This window comes from Alcaligenes sp. NLF5-7 (assembly GCF_024266725.1).
GTDB lineage: Bacteria > Pseudomonadota > Gammaproteobacteria > Burkholderiales > Burkholderiaceae_B > Alcaligenes > Alcaligenes phenolicus.
This window is the reverse complement of record NZ_CP100755.1, coordinates 2,480,239-2,499,956: the sequence shown is the minus strand read 5'-3', so window position 1 is coordinate 2,499,956 and position 19,718 is coordinate 2,480,239. Positions and strand designations below refer to the sequence as shown.

Sequence of the window (19,718 nt, the reverse complement as noted above, 5' to 3'; positions counted from 1 at the left end):
GTGGTTCTGTGAGCGTTTAGTCATCGCTCATCTTGATGGTCTTGAGCAGCTCGCTGTAATAAGCCCGACTCTGCTCCAGATCCTTGGCATACGCATCGCCGTCTTTCCAGCTGGCACTGACACTGATGCGGTGGAAACGCTCTTGAGTCTGCGGCTCGGCCAGAATTTCTTCGGTAGCCTTGGCCAGCTTCTTCATGACATCGTCAGGGGTGCCAGCCGGCACCGCCAGCCCCCAGAACCCTTCAAAAGGCAGGGCCAGATCAAAACCGGCTTCTTTCGGTGTGGGCACATCCGGCAGTTCGGGATGACGCACGCTGGCATAGGTCACCAGGGCTTTGGCCTTGCCACTTTTCACCAGCTCCAGCCCGACTCCATCAATAAAGAAATCGATGTGATTGCCCATCAAGGCCGTCATGGTGTCTGCCGAGCCTTTGAACGGCACATGCAGCAAGTCCAGTTTCTCGGCGTTTTCCAGAATCTCTCCAGCCAGGTGGCCGCCAGACGCAATACCTGCCGAACCATAGGTCAAGGTGCCGGGCTCCTTGCGGGCCAGCTCGACAAACTCTTTCAGGTTGGAGACCGGCAAATCATTGCGCACAGTCATGATGGGCAGGTAACCGGCCAGACTGCCTACAAAATCAAAGCCCTTGATCGGGTCATAAGGCACGTCGCGTATATAGGGCAGCACGGTAAAGGCGGTGCTGGTGGCCAGCAACAAGGTGTAGCCATCGGGTTTGGCGCGACCCACGATAGACGTGCCCAGTGAGGTGGTGCCGCCGGGCCGGTTTTCAATCACGATGGGAACGCCAAGCTTGACGCGCAGACGGTCGGCAAACAGACGCGCCAGATTGTCGCTGTTACCGCCTGGGGGATAGGGAACCACAAAGGTCACTTCACGGCTGGGATAGGTATCGGCCGCGATGGCCGCCGGGGCAGAAAAGCTGCTGACTGCCGCCAGTCCAGAGACCAGCACTGTGCGTAGAAGCCCTGTGCGCGAAAAAAAAGAACTGAACATGATCCTTGCCTCCTGTGTGAGAGTTTTTCTCTCTTTGTGTTCCAATATATAGAACGCTGTTCTTGTTTTTGATATTAAAAATGCCGTGAGAACGGCTTGAATACAACAGACAGCAACAACACAAGTAACTTAGGACAACGGTTCAAATAGTGGGATATTTGATTTCAGGTGTCAACTATTAAACCCCTTCGGGATTTCCCCAGTTCGATCATCTGGTCGCATTGGGCTTGACCGCAACGAGCTTCTGGATAAAATGAAAACACTGCTTTTCCATGTCAATTTAAAGAACGCTGTTCCAAATATCAGAACACAAACCCTTAACTGATCGAAGGAATTCACTCATGTTCTCTGCCATCGTCATCGACAAAACCGACGGCCAATACAAAGCCAGCCTGCAATCCCTGGACGAGTCCGCCCTGCCGGAAGGCCAGGTTACCGTCCGCATCGACTACTCCACCCTGAATTTCAAAGACGGCCTGGCCATGACGGGTAAATCCCCCGTAGTGCGCCAGTTCCCCATGGTGCCCGGCATCGACTTTGCTGGCACGGTGACCGACAGCAGCGACCCGAATTTCAAGTCCGGCCAGAAAGTGGTGCTCAATGGCTGGGGCTTGGGCGAAGTACATTGGGGTGGCCTGGCACAACAGGCACGCGTGAAAGGCGATTGGCTGATTCCCCTGCCTGAGGCCTTCTCTACCCAGCAAGCCATGATGATAGGCACCGCCGGCTATACCGCTGCCCTGTGCGTGCGTGCCTTGCAGCGCCAAGGCGTCACGCCGGACAAGGGCCCGATTCTGGTGACAGGTGCCGCGGGTGGCGTAGGCAGTGTCAGCGTGGCCCTGCTGCATGCCCTGGGCTACACCGTCATGGCCAGCACAGGCCGACCTCAGGAAGAAAGCTATCTGAAGGCGCTGGGCGCCAGCGAGATTGTGGACCGCAACACCTTGAGCGAACCGGGCAAGCCACTGGGCAAGGAGCGCTGGGCCGGAGCCATCGACAGCGTAGGCAGCCATACCCTGGCCAATGTCTGCGCAGGCACGCAATACCTGGGTGCAGTCGCCGCTTGCGGTCTGGCCCAGGGCATGGATTTCCCCGCTTCCGTGGCCCCCTTCATTCTGCGTGGTGTGCAATTGATTGGGGTGGACAGCGTCCATTGCCCCAAACCCGAGCGCCTGGCGGCCTGGGACTTGCTGGCCAAGCATTTGTCTATCGAAGCCCTGGAGCGCATCGGCGCCAGCACCATCACACTTTCCCAAGCCATTGATCAAGCCGGCCAGTTACTGGAAGGCAAGGTACGCGGCCGCATCGTGGTTGATGTGAACGCATAAGGCCCTGTCGGCCCCCATCTACCTATCATGCTCTGGAGCTGATTCATGGATACGACACTGCCCCTGAACGGGGTTCGGATACTGGAATTTTGCAATGTGGCCGCTGGCCCGTACTGCGGTATGTTGTTGGCCGATATGGGGGCTGACGTCATCAAGATCGAACACCCCAAAGGGGGTGACACCTTGCGAAGCTGGCCGCCCATCAACCAAGGATATAGCGAGAACTTTGCTTCGCTGAACCGCAACAAGCGCTCGGTAACGCTGGATCTGAAGAACCCCGAAGATGTAGCCAAAGCACGCCAACTGGTACTGGATGCAGACGTCTTGCTGGAAAACAATCGGCCCGGCGTCATGCAGCGCTTGGGGCTGGATTATGAAAGCCTTAAGGCCCTGAATCCCAGACTGCTGTACTGCTCAATTTCTGCCTACGGACAAAGCGGCCCCCGCTCGCAGGAAGGCGGTTTTGACCTGACGATTCAGGCCATGAGCGGCGTGATGAGCGTGACGGGCGAAGCAGGTGGAGCCCCCGTTAAATGCGGAGTTCCACTGGCGGACTTTGCAGCCGGTTTGTATGCCGCTTTTGCCATCAGTGCCGCTTTGCCACAGGCCCGCGCCACCGGTCAGGGCGCACATATCGATGTGCCCATGCTAGGGACCACCTTGGCCATCGCTGCGCTGCAAACCTCCGAGTATTTCGGCAGTGGTCGCGACCCGGACAAGCTGGGCTCCGCCCACCCCCGTAATGCCCCCTACCAGGCGTTCCAATGCAAAGGGGGGTACTTCGCCATGGCAGCGGGCAACGACGCACTGTGGCGCTCCGTCTGTCAGGTTGTAGAACGCCCGGACCTGACCGAGGACGAGCGTTTTACCAGCACAACCCTGCGCGCCAAACATCAAGACGCCTTGCGTGAACTGCTGGAAGCCATTTTTGCGCAGCACGACTCCGAACATTGGCTAGCACAATTCCGTGCCCAAGGCGTACCCTGCAGTCCCATCAACCGCTATTCCGACGTGCTGCGAGACCCGCAGGTCGAGCACATGGAGTGGGTGCAAAACATTCGCCTGCCGGGCACAGACACCGAGACGCGCACCTTTGTCTCGCCCCTGCGTATCAATGGAGTGGGCTTGCCCGTCCGTATGGCCCCCCCGGCATTGGGCGAACATAACGACAGCATCTTGCACGGAGTTACCCCATGACAGAGCCGTATTGCAGCAGCAGTCTCGGCCTGAACGTGGACTGCGCAGGCAAAGTCTGGACACTGACGCTGAACCGGCCTGACAAGCGCAATGCCTTGTCGGCCGATCTGGTCGAAGCCTTGATCGCGGCCGTGCAGGCCGCGGAAAAGGCCCAGGCGGATCTGCTGATATTGCGAGGTGAGGGCCGCAATTTCAGTGCCGGTTTTGACTTCAGCGACTACGAGCAACAAAGCGAAGGGGACCTGGTACTGCGCTTTATCCGCATCGAAACCCTGCTGCAAATGCTGGCCCATACGCCTTGCGCCACGCTGGCCCTGGCGCATGGGCAGAACTTCGGCGCCGGGGTGGATTTGATTGCTGTTTGTCGTCAACGTATCGCCAGTGCCGATGCCCGCTTTCGCATGCCCGGATTGCAGTTTGGTCTGGCACTGGGAACAGGCAGGCTGGCTGCCCTGATCGGCGGCCAGCAGGCTCATCAACTTCTGGCAGGAAGCCAGATTTTTGATGCTGCCAAAGCGGAGCAGCTGGGTTTTATTAACGGCATACAAGAGCCCGATGCATGGCCTGCTGTCATCGAGCAGGCTCAACAGACTGCGGGCTTGCTGGACGCCACCAGTCGCACCTATCTGCATCAGTTAACGGGCTGCCCACAACAAGCTGATCGGGATATGACAGCCTTGGTACGCTCTGCTTCCGCACCCGGCCTCAAACAAAGAATTGCGGCCTTCCGGCAAGCCGCAAAATCTTGAACTTTCATTCCTGAATGGAACTGCCCCCAAAAACTGGAGAAGCATCCAGATTCTGGGGGCAATTTGCATCCGGGCGGCTTCTTGCAGCCCGGACAAACGAACTACGGCTGTAGCAGCTTAATGGCCGCTATAGCCCAAACGGCGCGAGATCTGTGCCGCTGCCGTCATCAAGGTTTTACCGGCCTGAACCAGCCGGGCTTCCTCCAGACGTTCCGCAGGCCCGGAAATACCCAAAGCCGCCACCACCATTCCACGACTATCGTAAATAGGCGCAGCCGCCCCCACGACCTGCTCACGCCATTCGCCACGGTTAATGGCATAGCCCTGATCACGCACCTGCTCCAGCTCTCGGCGCAAATCACCAAACTTGACCAGACTGCGAGGCGTATAAGGCTTGAGGCGGTTCTTGACCAGATTCAAGGTATCTTCACTGGCCCAGGCCAGCATGGCCTTGCCGGTAGCCACACATTGCGCAGGCGAGCGACCACCCACCGTGGTGTAGGCGCGCACGGGCTGCGGGCTGTCTATCTTTTCGATATACAGCACCTCGACCCCGTCCAGCAGCGACAAATGCACCGTTTCCTGGGTTTGCTCGGCCAGCTCTTTCATGAAAGACAAGGCTTCCACCCGCACATCCAGACGGTTGGCCAGGCCCGAGCCCAGCTCCCAGAGCTTCATGGTCAGCTCGTAGCGACCCGTATCTTCATTCTTGCGTGCAAAGCCCTGGTGAACCAGGGCCTGCAACAGGCGATGCACATTGCTTTTATTGAGCATCAATTGATTGGCCAGTTCGGTGACACCCGAACCGCGTTCGTGCTTGGCCAGGGCTTCCAGGAGCACCAGGCCCTTAACAAAAGTCTTGTCCAATCGAATATCCCATCAGTCACTAAAAGTGCATGAATTGTCTCATGGAACAGAACCACGCCATAGCCAGACAAGCCCGTATAGCAAAGCAGCAAGCGGCTTTCGCAACAGTTCCATCCGCTGTTCAAGCAGAAAGGCTTCAAGACTTGAACCTTAAACAACAAGCCTGCTACCCACCAAGGCCAAACACCGGCCAGCAGCACAGAGGTTTTTCCGCTTTCCAGCCCAGGCCAAATGCGTGTACAAAGAGCCTTGCCTTCCCTTTCTACTGCCCGGAGCCACACCCCGATGGACACCACTTCCCCGCCTCTTGCCCTTGCGGCCATCGTGCACGCAGGCAAAGGCAGTACCGACGCCTTGCTACTGGAATTCGTGCAGGAATTGCGCGCGAAGAACTATCGCGTCTGTGGTCTGGTGCAAGGTCCGGAAATTCAGAAGGAAGACCATAGCCTGCGCACGGTACAGGATCTGGACAAGGGCACGCTGTATCCCATTACCCAGAACCTGGGGTCGGAATCCACCGCCTGTTGCCTGGACATTGGTGCTTTGCTGGAAGCCAGCGAAGTGCTGCGTCGGGCGCTGGAAAGCCCGGCTGATCTGGTTATTGTGAATCGCTTTGGAATTATGGAAGCGGACGGCCAGGGTTTTAATAACGAGATCATGGCCCTGATCGACCAGGGCTACCCGGTGCTGACTGTTGTGGCCCACACCTACCTGCCTGCATGGCGTGAGTTTACGGGTGGCCTGGCGGTGGAACTGGAGCCGGAGCGTCAGGCACTGTGGGACTGGTTCGAGAACAGCCGCCAGGCCGCCTGAAGGCCCCCAACGGGGCTAGCGTGATCCAATTTACGGAGCTGCCAGAATCAATCCGGCAGTTCCCTATCAAATTATCATGGCTAACAAATAGCCCTTCAAAATCCCGGCTAACCCCGCCTAGAACGCCCAGTTCAGCGACACATTCCCCGAAATATCTGCCCGGCTATTGCCCAGCAAACGGGTCCCTGCGGACACACCCAAACGCAAACGCTCGGAGCTTTGCAGCGTCAAGCCCGCCCGCAATGCCAGCGCATGGCTATCAACACGCGCATAGCGACCATCAAAACCTGTCTGTGGTGAAGCCTCAAACTGTGCATATTGTGTCTGCTTGCGGCCCAGCAAAGCCTGCTCCCAGGAAGCGGAGACCCCGGCCTGTAAACGACGGCCCTGCTTCAACTCCCAAACCTGACTGACAGCCAGACCCAGCGACGCTTGCAAGGAATGGGCACGGGTCGAATCCAGCTGCAATCGGCTACCCACATCCCCCTCTTCACGTAAACCGGGGCGGCTGTAACGCAGATAGTCCAAAGCCAGAACCGGACCTATGCGGCCTGCCTCGCCCAAGGGCCAGCTATAGGCAGTCTGAAGACCCGCTGCAAAGCTATGGCCAGTCCAGTCAGATTTGGGATTGGCCTGATAGTCAGAAAACGCAATTCGTCGGTTCAGCTTGCCCTGCTCCAAGCCCATACGAACTTGCGCCAGACCTTGCCAGCCCTCACGAGCATCAGCACGGTACAAGGCATGCACACCGGCACCCAATCCGGTCAACGTGCTTTTCGCCTGATAAGGGGCATCTATATTCAAGCTTTGCTCATTGGCAGTCGCATGGGCACCCAAGCTCCAATCGCTGCCTGCAGCGCGATGTTCCACACCGAACACCACACCATAAGTCTGGCTGCGGTGGTCTACATCATTGCTGCTTAACTGCCAGTGATAACGGCCACCAAAAGGCTGGATGAAAGTCTGCCAGCCATCCTTGCCCAGGCCAGGGCGCTGGCGCAGTTGCTCGGACACCAGTTGCTCGCGACGCAAGCTGGCAGCCAATTGAGCCCCATAAGCACCAGCGCTTAACTGATTGAGTGCGTCACCGATCTCACTGCCATCCGCGCTGGAGAAGTCCAAAGCCTGGTAGACAGAGGCCAAGGGACGCTGATTGTCAGTGGAAGCCTGCTCTAGACTGCGGCCTACGGCAGCCGCATTCGGATTAGCCGTATAGGGCGAGTAAGCCGCTGCCTGACGGCTGACCGACCAGCCACCGTTATTCACGTGCACGCTCAGGCTGGGCGAATTCAGGCTGGCAGTCAGCAGATCAAAACCACCCTGGGTCTGTGTGGCCTGAAAGACCGTGTTCTGGCTCAAGGACCAGCCATCGGCATACCAGTCAGGCTGCAATTGCAGCTTCAATTCACCCGCCAGTTGAGCCAGACCTTGCACTTCAATCCGGTCATTCTGACGCGTGTCGGCTTCGATCAATACCCGGCCTTCAGGAGCCTGAACAAAATCGCCTTGAATCGTCATCTGACCAAAGGAGTTACCCGGACTCAAGGTGCCGTGATTACTGAAATTACCTTCCGGATTGATGGCGTAACTGCTATTGCCGCTCAGCGTAGCGCCTGCATCCACACGCAGGCCGAGCAGCTGATGCTGGCCACTGAGCGAGCTTTCGCCCCCTGCAATCACCACGGCCAAGTTGTCCGCGCCCTGAATATTGCCGTCATAACGCAGGCGGAAATCAGGATCGGCCTCCAGCGTGGCACGCCCTTGCTCATCTGCTTTCTGCCCAAAATTCACATGGGTGACAAACAGCTCGCCGTTGTTTTGACGAGTGGAATAGTCAGACAGGATATCGCCCTGAATCCGGGCACCTTGCATGATGTTGATATTCTCAACCTGTGCATTGCTGGAAATCTGGATAGCGGCTTTCTTGCCCGACAAGAGACCGGATAAATGGTAATCCTTGATAAGGGCGCCCTGCAAAATCTGGGGCACATAGCCAAGCGGCTTGTTCTCCAACGGCGAGAACCATTGCCATGAACCATGATAACCATCCTGATTGCCCCTGGCGTTATTGCCAAAATCAAACAAGGCCGCCACCCCGTCCTCACCCTGCGCACGCACTTCGCCCTGCTGCACGATCGTGTGATTACGACCATAGCTGAACTGCAGACCACGACCAACCCAGCCCTGGGCATGGATACGTGTGGAGGCCGGAATAATCAGTGTGTTTTCACTACCGTCCACCCGCACGCCTATACCGCCAGGGCCGGCGCCAAGCAAATCCGCCGCTTGGGTAATCGTATTGCGCTGGCCATAAATGTGCAGGCCCAGGCCCTGAGTCGCGGTGTTGTACTGCCCCGGCAGATACGCTGTACCCTCGGCATTACGCGCAAAGAAACCATTCTGATTGACCAGAGTGACGTCATCCCCGTAAACCGAATAACCATAGAAATTACGCCGGTCGATCTGCAAGCCCAGATCCTGCATCACCGCGATTTCAGCTTCCATGAAGTTGGTGTAATTGCGGTAACGTTGATGGCTCATCAGGCTGTTGCGCAACTCGCTGTGACTCATGTAATCCGTGTCTATACCGGCAGCAGGATTGTCATGAAAAGTCAGAATGCTGACCGGGACGCCGGGCATGGCATCACCCAACACCTCCTGCACATGCTGGCCGGTAAAGTAGCCCTGATCCTTGCGCAGATCGAAGGCCTGCGCATCATAGGGATGACTGCAAGGCGTACACAGAATGTTCTGCTCAGGGCGGGCCGGATTGCCATTGTCATCCCGCAAACCCGCCGCCCACCGATTCAGGAAAGGAGCAAACTGCGGTGTACCTGTGCCAGGCCCATTCCTGTCGGCAACCACATTCCCCAAACCCAGGGCATGCGCCAACTCGTGAAAAATGACCCCGTTATAGTCCGCCTGACCCGTCAAGGGTAATTGGCTGGGATTGACCGGGGCCGTATCAAAGGGCATCAGCCCGATATTGATAATCCCATGGGGGCTGTCGTAGTCCTCTGGCGACAAGGCATTGAACAGAGCGGCCTGCAGCATGGAAACCGCCACCGGATCACCCGCCATCAACCAGGGATCGCTGCTGGCAGAGGCACCGGGCGCCGCGAAGGTGCCCAGATGGACAACGCCGGGACGGTAATTCGGCGGCAGAATCAGGATTTCAGCCCAGCGCTCCAGCGCCGCACGAATCTTGCGGCGGCCGTTTTCGTCCACATCAAAGGCCGACGGCCCAATATTGCCATAAGGGCCATCCTGAGGGCCAAAGACCCGCAGTTCAAAGGCCGCTTCCCCTTTCTTGTTGTAGATAATTTCAGTCTGGTAGGCGTGGGCGCTGGCCGAAGCCGCTAGCAAGACACCAGCACTGAACAGGGTTTTCAAAATCGCGGACATGAGCTTGGGCTCCAGGCGTGGGCAATACACAAGACGTCCCGTGTAGTAAACGCCCCAGGGACAACCTCCGAGCAAGCACATTAATGCAAATAAAGCCTGGAAACCGTTTAATTCAAACCACCAAAAACCCGCTGTGGCCATATGGCAACGCGGGTTGGTGGCTCAAAACACAATAAGCGGTTTACGCGTCCCACCCCTCCAGCACCAGCTTGCCACGTGCTTTACCCGACTCCAGCAAGGCATGGGCTTTTTTCAGATTGCTGGCATTGATACTGCCAAAACGCTCGGTCAAGGTTGTGCGGATCAGACCGGCATCAATCAGGTCAGCGACTTCGCTCAACAAGCGATGCTGGGCCAGCATGTCGTCCGTGCCAAACAAGGAGCGGGTAAACATGAACTCCCAATGCAAGGACACAGATTTGCGCTTGAGCTGGCTGACATCCAGACTGGCGGGATCATCAATCAGGCCAAACTTTCCTTGCGGGGCGATGGCCTGAACAATCTGCTCAAAGTGCTGATCGGTATGCGTCAGACTGACGACATAGTCCACTTGCGGGTAGCCGATACGCTCCAGCTCGTCAGTCAAGGGCTTGCTGTGATCAATCACATGGTGGGCACCCAGTTCACGCACCCAGGCCTGGGTTTCGGGGCGGGAAGCGGTGCCAATCACGGTCAAGGAAGTCAGGCGGGATGCCAGTTGCGTCATGATGGAGCCCACTCCACCGGACGCCCCTACAATCAGCAGGCTCTTGCCGCTAGGAGCCTTGCCAGGTGCGATCCCCAGACGGTCAAACAGCATTTCCCAGGCAGTGATGGTGGTCAGGGGCAAAGCGGCTGCTGCGGCAAAATCCAGCGATTTGGGTGCATGCGCCACGATGCGCTCATCGACTAGATGCAGTTGGCTGTTCGTGCCCGGACGCGCAATCGAACCGGCATACCAGACGCGATCACCCGGTTTGAACAAGCGGACCTCAGGGCCAACCGCCTTCACAATGCCACTGGCATCCCAGCCCAACACCTTGTACTGCTGCCCGGCATCCGGCCCACCACGCTGTCGCACCTTGGTATCGACCGGGTTGACGGACACCGCTTTTACCTGGACCAGCAAGTCGCGGCCTGTGGCCACCGGGTCGGGCAACTCAATATCCATCAGGGACTCAGGCAGCTCTATCGCTTGGGGCGCTTTATACGCAATCGCTTTCATCTTTTTTCCTTATAAAAATCAATGACCTGTCTTAGGCCATGCTCGGATAATCGGTATACCCGTGTGCGCCACCCCCAAACAAGGTTTGTGGATCGAAGCTTGCCAAGGGAAGCTGATCACGCAAGCGTGCAGGCAAATCCGGATTGGCGATAAAGGGGCGACCAAACGCCACCAGATCAGCCAGGCCACTCTTTACAATCTTCTCGGCTCTGTGTGCGTCATATTTGCCCGCAACCATAATTCGACCCGAAAAGTGGGCACGCAAGGCATGGCGAAAATCATCAGGAATCTCAGGGGCATCATCCCAATCAGCCTCTGACAAGTGAATGTAGGCCAGACCCTTGCCGTCCAATCCCTTGGCCAACTGCAAGATCGTTGGAATGATTTCGGGGCAGTTCATGGCTCGCTGCGTAATAAAGGGGGCCAGACGGATACCCGTGCGCTCTGCTCCTATCTCTGCCGCTACTGCTTCGACCACCTCTGTGGCAAAACGAATACGGTTCTCCACACTGCCCCCATACGCATCTTCACGGTGATTGGATGTGGTGCGCAGGAACTGATCAATCAGGTAGCCATTGGCACCATGGATTTCCACGCCATCAAATCCCGCTTGCATGGCCTTGGCGGCCGCCTGGCGGTAGTCCTTAATCACAGCTGCAATCTCTTGCTCGCTCAGGGCGCGCGGTACGGGGCAATCCAGCATCCGCCCCACCCCGTCCTCCCCCACTACCCAAACCTGAGCCTGGGGAGACAAGGCGGAAGGGGCCACAGTCTGACCATCTGCATGAAAGCTGGCATGAGACATCCGACCCACATGCCACAGTTGCAAGACAATCCGGCCACCTGCTTGGTGCACAGCATCTGTTACCAAGCGCCAGCCCTGTACCTGCTGCTGGGTGTAGATGCCGGGAGTAAAGCTGTAGCCTTGCCCTTGTCGCGAAATCTGCGTCGCTTCGCTAATTAACAAGCCTGCACTGGCACGCTGAGCGTAATACTGGGCCATCAGCGCATTCGGAATATCTCCTGGCTGATCAGTGCGGCTACGTGTCATGGGAGCCATCACGATACGGTTAGGCAACTGCAAGCTGCCCACTTTCAATGCCGAAAACAAAGTAGATGTTGCTAGACCCATGATTTGTATGCCTCATCAAGAAAATGAAAATGTGGATCACAGTGTGCCTTTTCAGGATCTTTAGAAAAACAGGCTTTTGCTTGAAACGATATTCAAAAATACGTTGAAAATAGCGTCATAATTAATTCCATTAATTAGCTTTTCAGCATAAAAACCCAGCCCAGCGAGGCACGTTATGAAAGCACTGCAAGATCTGGAAATTTTTGTTCGCACCGCTGACAACGCCAGTCTGTCCGCCACGGCACGAGGTTTGGGCATAACACCGGCAGCCGCCAGTGCGGCAATCAAACGCCTCGAATCAGAAGTGGGTGTACAGCTTTTTCTGCGCTCCACGCGCCATTTGCGGCTGACCTCTGAAGGCGAAGTGTTTCTGGCTCAATGTCGTCCCGCCCTGTCCGCCTTGCAGCAAGCCAGCCTGCAATTGTCCAGTGGCCGCCCAGGCTCCCGGGGCCAATTGAAGCTGGCCGCCCCGTCCGATCTGGGGCGCAATGTGCTGTTGCCTTGGTTAAATGAATTTCAGGATGCCAATCCGGGCGTGGACATACGCCTGCATCTGTCCGATCGGCTGGCTAATGTATACAGCGAACCCATTGATGCAGCCTTTCGCTATGGTCATCCGGCAGACTCCAATTTGGTGGCTCTGCCTATCGCCCCCCAGCATCGGCGCGTGCTGTGTGCAGCCCCCTCTTACCTAAGTCGTCACGGTACCCCCAAGACCCCTGATGAGCTCAAAAACCATGACTGCCTGTGTTTTATGCTAGGTGAGGACGTACACGATCGTTGGCGTTTTGAACGAGGCGGTGAGCCGACAATGACTGTAGCTGTAAGAGCCGTAAATGTGTCTAACGATGGGGATGTTGTCAGGCGCTGGGCTTTATTGGGCAAAGGCATTGCCTATAAAGCCTACTTCGACGTAGCGAACGATCTTGCCAAAGGGTACTTGCTTCCACTTTGCCAAGACTGGGGCTTTGAAGCCTCGCCCCTTTACCTGCTGGCTGCTGGCCGCCAGCAGATCACACCGCTATTGCGCGAGCTGCACCAATTTATAGTCCAGCGAATCAAGGCATGGGGGCAGGCACCCTCTTATTGAGGGTGGTTATTGAAACAGACTGGGCTTAGCCGCATAAATCTTTACCTTAGTCCGTCCAAAAAAGCATCCACACGGTACGCAATCACGGCATCCAGTTCATCAGGCACCTCAAGCTGATACACCCATTTGCGTACCCCCATATAAAAGAAACTACTGTGAAGCCCCCACCAAGCCTCGTTCTCCAGCATCGCCTGATCTGATGTCAAGGCCTGCTCCCGCCCCAAGTCGTAATGCAACTCCTGGCTCAGAATTCTGAAAATCCGTTCATGAAGCATTTGCAGATAACGTTGGTTCAAAGACGGATCCTGCAAGCCCGCATACAGAAAAATCCGTACCCATTCGCTAGTTAATATTGCCTGGGTGTAGTCCACAAAGTACTGCACCAAACGATCCCGGAATGGACGACTTCGATCAGCCAGCCAGACCTCCCAAAGCGGATTCCAGCGACTTAAGAACACCCGCTCATACACTTGCTCAATCAGCTCCTGCTTGCTAGGAAAGTATCGATACAACAGTGGTTGCGTGATGTGCAGCTCACGAGCCAACTCTCTGGTCGTCAAGGCAAATCCCTTTTGAGCAAAAAGCTCGATGGCCTGCTCCACCATTTGATCTCGTCGGTCTACCCCAGACAAATGCTTCCGTGGCATATCAGCCTCTTTTCTGGGTGTATCTGAAGGCGGTAAGTGCTCAGCCATGCTAGGGAAACCCCTCATTTAAATTAAATTGCGGAACTTAAATTATCGCACGATAATCTTTTTTATCGTTTGATAAACTTTAAGGAAAGAGACAATGATTGAGCACAATCAAAACCCCACTAATTCCAACCGCATCATCCCCTGCAGAGTTGCCTCTCGCCAGGAGATGCTGACCCGTGTCGCTAGATTCGCAGATCTGCGTGGTGCCAGCACAGGACTGCCCGATATGAATCACCCATTGGGGGTCCGAACCCTGATGAACGTCATAGGCTTTGCTCCACCTGAAGAGGGTGGGCTTTCTCCTGTCGGCTCCGCCGCCTCTGCGGCTGCAGCCATTGCAATCAATGAGGGATTTAATCTGGGCTTTGCCAGTGCCAAGCCAGGTTGCGGTGCCTTTGCCCATGTGCATGACACCAACGAGACTTTTATGCCTTTAACAGGCCGTTGGCGATTTTTCTTTAACGAGGGCTCTGAGCAAGAGCATGTAGATCTGGGCCCCTACGACGTGATTTCCATGCCAGCCGGCATTGCCCGCGGATTTGAAAATATCACCGAGGGCGACCCCGAGGCAGAGTCCCTGCTGCTTTACGTCATTGCCGGAACACAGCCTAAGGTCGAGTACACCGAAAACGCGGTACAGCGGTTTGCCCCTTACCAACCCAATACTCAGTAGTCCTCCAGTTGCCTGGCCCATGCTCTCAAGGATCCCTCTCATGGATAAGAACGCTCTCTGCTCCCCAAAGCGTCGTCGATTACTCCAGTTTTCGGCGGCCTCACTCACGGCTTTATCCGTGCCTAGCTGGGCACGGGCACAAGCCAACTCACCTATAAAGGTCGGTTTCATCGCTCCACTTACAGGCCCTTATGGCGCCGACGCTCGCCTGGAAGTGCTGGGTGCCCAATTAGCTATCCAGCAATTCAATGAAGCTGGCGGCCTGGGGGGGCGCATGGCTGAACTGCTGGTACGCGATTGCAGGCTGAATGCCGGCGAGGGTGCAACACGCGCACTGGAACTGATCGAAACGGAAAAGGTTAATTTCATTGCAGGTCCTTTTGGCCCAGCTGCCTTCTCGGTCAACAGTGTCATCAAGGCCAAAGGTGTACCGTACACCCCTATAGCCAATTCCGATTCGATAAACCAGGCGACTGAATGGAGCAAGTACCTGTTTCATGAAGGGCTAACACCAACGGCCACTGCAGGCGCACTGGCTCGCTACGTGGTGCCACAAGGTGCCAAGCGTATCGTCATGCTGACTGCCGAATATATCTATGGGCAAGAAATGGCCGCAGGTTTCAGGCTCGCAGCAGAACAGCAAGGGGCAGAAATCATCGACGATATTCGTCACCCTTTAGGCGTCAATGATTACTCCACATTGTTCCCGCGCATTCTGGCGCTCAAACCGGACCTGCTGGTCATCAATAATTTCGGTAGAGACCAACAAGTCGCTTTAAAGCAAGCCCGGGAGTTTGGCCTGAAACGCAAAATGAAACTGGCTGTTCCCCTTATGGTGCATACCGCCAGGCAAGTGGACGGACATAAGGTCTATGAAGACGTTTTAGGCTGCATCGGCTACTACTGGGGAATTGAAGACTCGGTGCCTAGCGCGGCCAAATTTAACGCTGGATTTCGTGCAATTTCGGATGGTGCCAATCCATCTGATTACGCGGCCTTGGGTTATGCCAGCGTCCTGTCTCCCTTGAAAGCCGCAATCCAGGCTCAGTCGATTGAACCTGACGCACTTGTTCACACGCTCAGCTCAATGCAGTACGACTACTACAAAGGCCCCCAGTTTTACCGTCGTTGCGACCATCAATCAGTGCAATCTGTTTTTATCGTGCAGTCCAAAGCTCCCGAACAAGCCAAGACTGACGATGATTTATTTGAGATTCTGGCAACCGAAGAGGCGGCGGAAAATCGTTTGATGTCTTGTGAAAGCCTGGGCTTTACCGCATAGGGGCAGCGCTATGGAATGGACAATAGACCTGATTTTCCAACAAGCTGCAGCTGGACTGGCGCTCGGCTCCATCTATGTTCTGCTAGCGGTAGGACTAACACTGATTTTCGGCCTGCTTAACGTGGTGAACTTCTCACATGGAGCCTTTTACATGCTGGGCGCCTACCTGGGCTTTGTCACGCTGGAGTACACGCAAAGCTTTACTGCAGCCCTCGTTGTAGCCGCTCTGGGTGGGGCTGCCATTGGAGGACTTTTTGAGCGCTTTCTGATTCGGCGCTTGTACGGCAAAGGTATCGATTATCCCCTCCTGCTTACTTTTGGGGCAGCATACGTCATCGTCGATGCGGTGCGCATGATTTTTGGCCGAGAGGGTGTCCATATTGCTACTCCTGATGCCCTAAGCGAGGTGGTTGATCTTGGGTTTGGCCTCTTGCCGGGGTATCGGCTCTTTCTAATCGCGCTCTGTCTGGGACTCGTATTGCTGTTGTGGCTGCTGCTGGAGCGCACACGTTGGGGACTGATTATCCGCGCTGGAGCCCAAGACGGGACCATAATCCGCATTCTGGGCATCGACATTTCGCGAGTCTGGCTGATGGCCTTTGCCCTGGGGTCAGGACTGGCCGCCCTATCAGGAATTCTGGCTGCACCCATGCGGGGCGTCCATCCGGATATGGGTTCGGCCATTCTGGTTGATGCCTTCGTTGTAACGGTCGTAGGGGGGATGGGGTCCTTATCTGGCGCTGTACTGGCCGGCCTGCTGATCGGCATGGTTGTCAGTTTTGTGACCCTGTTCGCCCCCGAGTTCCAAGAACTCTCCATCTATGTGCTGATGACTCTCATGTTACTGGCGCGTCCCCAAGGCCTTCTGGGGCGCCGTGGGGCTTTAGGCTAAAAAATTATGCAAACATCAATTCTTACAAGAGCACACCGCGACACAAGACCGGCTGCTCGCATCCACCGATCCGGACGCTGGCTGGACCTGCTTGGAACACTGGCGTTCCTGGGCCTGCTTCCCTGGCTGGTTCCCCATCAATCCCTGGCTACCTCCATGCTGATTTTTGCACTCTTTGCCAGTGCATACAATTTAGTCTTCGGTTATGGCGGCATGCTATCGCTAGGACACGCAGCCTTGTTTGGAGGTGGAGCTTATGCGGCTGGCATCGCGGCTGTCCACGGCCAACTCCCTTGGGAACTATCTTTGCTGTCTGGCGCCTTGGTGGGTTTGGGGATCGGCCTGCTCTTTGCTTTTTTATCCTTACGGGTGCGTGGAATCTACTTTGCCATGATCACATTGGCATTGGCGCAATGTGCGTACTTCTTCGCTTACCGCAATCCAAACTGGACCGGAGGGGACAACGGCTTGCGAGGCGTGCCCCCCTTGGAAATAGACTGGGGATTCTTACAACTGTCCAGTTCCGACCCACTCAGCAAGTACTACCTGATTTTTGCAATTGTAGCGGGCGCTTTGAGTCTGCTGCGTGCCTTGCTCTACACCCCCCTGGGTCGCTCCTTGTCCATGATCCGTCAAAATGAGCAGCGTGCAGCAGCTTGCGGTGTGCCTGTTCTACGTGTTCGGCAGATCACCTTTGCAATCTCCGGCTTGCTGTCCGGTTTAGCAGGAGCTCTATATGCCTATCACATAGGAACAGTCCCCCTGGAGACGCTCTCGGTCCACCTGTCCGGGCAAGTAGTGATGATGGTGCTACTAGGGGGCATGGCCACTTTTGTCGGCCCGGTGGTAGGAGCGGTTGTCTTTCTAGGCGCTGAAAACCTTCTTTCTGACTTGACTGACTACTGGCAAATGATCAGCGGTATTTTGTTCATGCTGCTGGTACTGTTTTTCTCAAAAGGTATTTGGGGTGGCGTTCAAGCAATACGACAGAGCCGTCCTGCGGAGCCAAAGCCATGACACACGACATTATTCTTTCCGCCCAAGGTTTGAGCAAAACCTACAGTGGCTATGTCGCCAATAGAGACATCAGCTTTAACATTCGACGCGGAGAGCTGCTTTCAATTATCGGCCCCAACGGGGCCGGGAAAAGCACATTATTCAACATGTTGAGCGGCACCATCAAACCCGATACTGGTCAACTTTTGTTTAAGGGCCAAGACACCCGGTCTACCCCCCGGCACCGGTTTGTCAATATAGGTATTGCCAAGTCTCATCAAATCACGAGCCTCTTTCTGGAAAGCACTTTGGCAGAAAATATTTTTCTAGCCTTGGAAACTCCTAAAACCACCCTGAATTTCTGGACTGTACGCGATGAGCGCCCCCAGGCCCAAGAGCGCATCACAGAACTGCTAGCCATGGTCAGACTGGATCATAAGGCCGGTTTACTGGCTAGTTCCCTATCTCATGGAGAGCAGCGTGCACTAGAGATTGCCATGGCTCTGGCCAGCGATCCAGAGCTGCTTTTAATGGACGAACCAACGGCCGGCATGGGACCACAAGAGACAGTACAAATTATCGAATTGATCCAGGCATTGCGCCAACAACGCACCATTGCACTAGTCGAGCACAAAATGAAGATGGTCATGGATATAAGTGATCGGATTCTTGTCCTCCATCATGGTGCCCTACTGGCCGAGGGCCCTCCCACCGACATCATGAACAATGCCGAGGTCAAACGTGTTTATTTAGGGGAAAAACATGCCGCCCACCACTAGTAGCCCACCGCAAGACACGCTGCTGCACATTACCGGCCTCCAAGCCTGGTATGGGCCCAGCCATATTCTTCAAGGTATCGACCTCTCCGTTAAAGAAGGTGAACTGTTAGCTATTCTTGGTCGAAATGGTGCCGGCAAAACCACTACCTTGAAGGCAATAATGGGCCTGGTACCGAAAGTCCAAGGATCAGTCTTGTACGGAGGACAAGAAATACTTGCCCGGCCCGCCCATCAACGCTTCCGCTACGGTCTGGGCTACGTCCCTGAGGAACGCAGGATCGTCCCGGGACTTACGGTCCTGGAAAACCTGCAGTTAGGTCTGGCAGCGACACCCGGCCAGTACAAGCTGACAGAGCGTATTGAGGAAATTGCACAAACCTTCCCCCGCCTGAAAGAACGCTTCAAGCAAGCAGCCAGCACCATGTCCGGTGGGGAACAGCAAATGCTAGCGATTGCACGTGCCCTGATGAGCAATCCGAAGCTCATTTTGCTTGATGAGCCCTCTGAAGGGATTATGCCCAAACTGGTCGATGAAATGTTTGCGCTATTTACCGAGCTGCGCCAGCAAGGAAAAACGTTGGTTTTAGTCGAACAAAATGTGGCTCTCGCTCTGGAGATCGCAGACCGTGCGGTGATTATCGACAATGGCACTGTTGTGCACCGTGCCAGTGCTGCCGAACTACTAATCGATCAAGAAATGCAGGACCGCTACTGCGCAGTTTAAAAAGAGTCTGTCATGTCCAATATTGTTTTACTACATGGAGCTTGGCACGGAGGCTGGAGCTGGGGCGGCCTACAGACCTTGCTAGAGCAACATGGCCACCGGGTTTTCACACCCACCTTCACAGGCTTGGGAGACCGTGCCCACCTTCTGACACCAGAGGTTGGGATACACACTCACATACAAGATATTGCGATGTTCTTGCAATATCAGGAGCTCGATGACTGTGTCCTGATCGGACATAGTTATGCGGGTCTGATCATGCCCGGCTTACAAGAGCAACTGCATATCACCGGCAGCACGCACATACAACGTGCCATTTATCTCGATGCTGTCCTGGTCCCTTGCGGTCAAAGCTGGTCCGACGCACACGACCCCGCGACACGCCGACAACGCTTGATTTCCAGCTACCAGGGTAGCAACAGCACAACGGTCTTTCCTGTCCCCACGGTTGCAAATATGGGGGTACATGACCCAGCAGACATTCGCTGGGCAGACCGCATGCTGACGCCGCACCCCGCCCGCACCTACACAGATATACAAAATGTAGGCCCAGACTTATATCCCGGCATCTACGTAGACTGTACTCAACCTGCTCTAAGCGCTCTGGAAAGCAGCAAGCTATATGCCCGCCAACTAGGCTGGCCTTATCTGGAACTACAAGCTGGCCATGACTGCATGATCTCCCATCCCCTTGAAACACTACAAACTCTGAAGCCTTACCTATCCTGCGCAACTCCTACTGTTTAAGCGTTCCCTCTTTAACAAAACAAGCCCGCTAACAGCGGGCTTGTTCACACTCCAGAACCGGCACTGTTGACTCGCGCTCCAAACCTCCAAGAGATTCCGCCGAAAAAACAAACAGCAACGACGATGAACG

The 19,718-nt window shown here is 55.5% G+C and carries 18 protein-coding genes; 12 read left to right on the top strand and 6 right to left on the bottom strand.

Translation table 11 applies throughout. From position 1 onward, the window contains the following. Positions 1–16: 16 nt before the first annotated feature. Complete coding sequence (locus MID00_RS11495) at positions 17–1,015, bottom strand: tripartite tricarboxylate transporter substrate binding protein (RefSeq protein ID WP_250756085.1); 999 nt, start codon at positions 1,013–1,015, stop codon at positions 17–19. Between the two features lie 341 nt (positions 1,016–1,356). Between MID00_RS11495 and MID00_RS11490 the strand changes: the two genes are divergently transcribed. The 3 genes from MID00_RS11490 to MID00_RS11480 are packed head-to-tail and all read left to right on the top strand — an operon-like array spanning position 1,357 to position 4,289. Further along, positions 1,357–2,343 (top strand): MDR family oxidoreductase, encoded by a 987-nt coding sequence (locus MID00_RS11490; protein ID WP_009460764.1) that lies wholly within the window; start codon positions 1,357–1,359, stop codon positions 2,341–2,343. Between the two features lie 45 nt (positions 2,344–2,388). Next, positions 2,389–3,540 (top strand): CaiB/BaiF CoA-transferase family protein, encoded by a 1,152-nt coding sequence (locus MID00_RS11485; RefSeq protein ID WP_254498853.1) that lies wholly within the window; start codon positions 2,389–2,391, stop codon positions 3,538–3,540. Beyond that, entirely contained in the window at positions 3,537–4,289 is a 753-nt protein-coding gene (locus tag MID00_RS11480) for an enoyl-CoA hydratase/isomerase family protein (protein ID WP_088452152.1), read from the top strand. Before MID00_RS11485 ends, MID00_RS11480 begins: the two co-directional genes overlap by 4 nt. Before the next feature lie 117 nt (positions 4,290–4,406). Here MID00_RS11480 and MID00_RS11475 read toward each other — a convergent pair whose 3' ends face one another. Continuing rightward, positions 4,407–5,156 carry an IclR family transcriptional regulator gene (locus tag MID00_RS11475; protein ID WP_254498852.1) on the bottom strand — a complete coding sequence of 250 codons (750 nt, stop codon included), beginning with the start codon at positions 5,154–5,156 and terminating at the stop codon, positions 4,407–4,409. Positions 5,157–5,441: 285 nt separating this feature from the next. Here MID00_RS11475 and MID00_RS11470 point away from each other — a divergent pair, with 285 nt between their 5' ends. Then, positions 5,442–5,969 carry a DUF2478 domain-containing protein gene (locus tag MID00_RS11470; RefSeq protein WP_254498851.1) on the top strand — a complete coding sequence of 176 codons (528 nt, stop codon included), beginning with the start codon at positions 5,442–5,444 and terminating at the stop codon, positions 5,967–5,969. A gap of 117 nt (positions 5,970–6,086) precedes the next feature. On the opposite strand, the gene MID00_RS11465 is transcribed toward MID00_RS11470, so the two are convergent. The 3 genes from MID00_RS11465 to MID00_RS11455 form a co-directional block, all read right to left on the bottom strand. Beyond that, entirely contained in the window at positions 6,087–9,374 is a 3,288-nt protein-coding gene (locus MID00_RS11465; RefSeq protein ID WP_254498850.1) for an autotransporter domain-containing protein, read from the bottom strand. A 181-nt stretch (positions 9,375–9,555) separates the two neighbouring features. After that, positions 9,556–10,578 carry a zinc-binding alcohol dehydrogenase family protein gene (locus MID00_RS11460; RefSeq protein WP_250756089.1) on the bottom strand — a complete coding sequence of 341 codons (1,023 nt, stop codon included), beginning with the start codon at positions 10,576–10,578 and terminating at the stop codon, positions 9,556–9,558. 31 nt (positions 10,579–10,609) lie between these two features. Continuing rightward, positions 10,610–11,710, bottom strand: coding sequence for an alkene reductase (locus MID00_RS11455; RefSeq protein ID WP_250756090.1), 1,101 nt, complete (start codon positions 11,708–11,710; stop codon positions 10,610–10,612). Between the two features lie 175 nt (positions 11,711–11,885). On the opposite strand from MID00_RS11455, the gene MID00_RS11450 reads away from it, so the two are divergent. After that, entirely contained in the window at positions 11,886–12,800 is a 915-nt protein-coding gene (locus MID00_RS11450) for a LysR family transcriptional regulator (protein ID WP_254498849.1), read from the top strand. A gap of 41 nt (positions 12,801–12,841) precedes the next feature. On the opposite strand, the gene MID00_RS11445 is transcribed toward MID00_RS11450, so the two are convergent. After that, positions 12,842–13,495: a TetR/AcrR family transcriptional regulator gene (locus MID00_RS11445; protein WP_128831679.1), complete on the bottom strand. Its 654-nt coding sequence runs from the start codon at positions 13,493–13,495 to the stop codon at positions 12,842–12,844. A gap of 94 nt (positions 13,496–13,589) precedes the next feature. On the opposite strand from MID00_RS11445, the gene MID00_RS11440 reads away from it, so the two are divergent. From MID00_RS11440 to MID00_RS11410, 7 genes are all read left to right on the top strand, one after another. After that, complete coding sequence (locus MID00_RS11440) at positions 13,590–14,168, top strand: cupin 2 protein (RefSeq protein ID WP_009460742.1); 579 nt, start codon at positions 13,590–13,592, stop codon at positions 14,166–14,168. A 40-nt stretch (positions 14,169–14,208) separates the two neighbouring features. Continuing rightward, positions 14,209–15,450, top strand: coding sequence for an ABC transporter substrate-binding protein (locus MID00_RS11435; protein ID WP_031233034.1), 1,242 nt, complete (start codon positions 14,209–14,211; stop codon positions 15,448–15,450). Between the two features lie 10 nt (positions 15,451–15,460). Continuing rightward, the gene (locus MID00_RS11430) at positions 15,461–16,342 is read left to right on the top strand and encodes a branched-chain amino acid ABC transporter permease (RefSeq protein WP_254498848.1); all 882 of its coding nucleotides are present in this window, start codon (positions 15,461–15,463) and stop codon (positions 16,340–16,342) included. A 156-nt stretch (positions 16,343–16,498) separates the two neighbouring features. After that, positions 16,499–17,359: a branched-chain amino acid ABC transporter permease gene (locus tag MID00_RS11425; protein WP_009460736.1), complete on the top strand. Its 861-nt coding sequence runs from the start codon at positions 16,499–16,501 to the stop codon at positions 17,357–17,359. Beyond that, positions 17,356–18,117, top strand: coding sequence for an ABC transporter ATP-binding protein (locus tag MID00_RS11420; protein WP_009460734.1), 762 nt, complete (start codon positions 17,356–17,358; stop codon positions 18,115–18,117). The genes MID00_RS11425 and MID00_RS11420 overlap by 4 nt, the downstream gene beginning before the upstream one ends. Then, positions 18,101–18,841, top strand: a complete 741-nt coding sequence (locus tag MID00_RS11415) for an ABC transporter ATP-binding protein (protein ID WP_009460732.1) — start codon at positions 18,101–18,103, stop codon at positions 18,839–18,841. Before MID00_RS11420 ends, MID00_RS11415 begins: the two co-directional genes overlap by 17 nt. A gap of 12 nt (positions 18,842–18,853) precedes the next feature. Continuing rightward, a complete protein-coding gene (locus MID00_RS11410) occupies positions 18,854–19,588 on the top strand; it encodes an alpha/beta hydrolase (protein ID WP_254498847.1) in 735 nt (244 codons plus the stop codon). Positions 19,589–19,718: the final 130 nt, after the last annotated feature.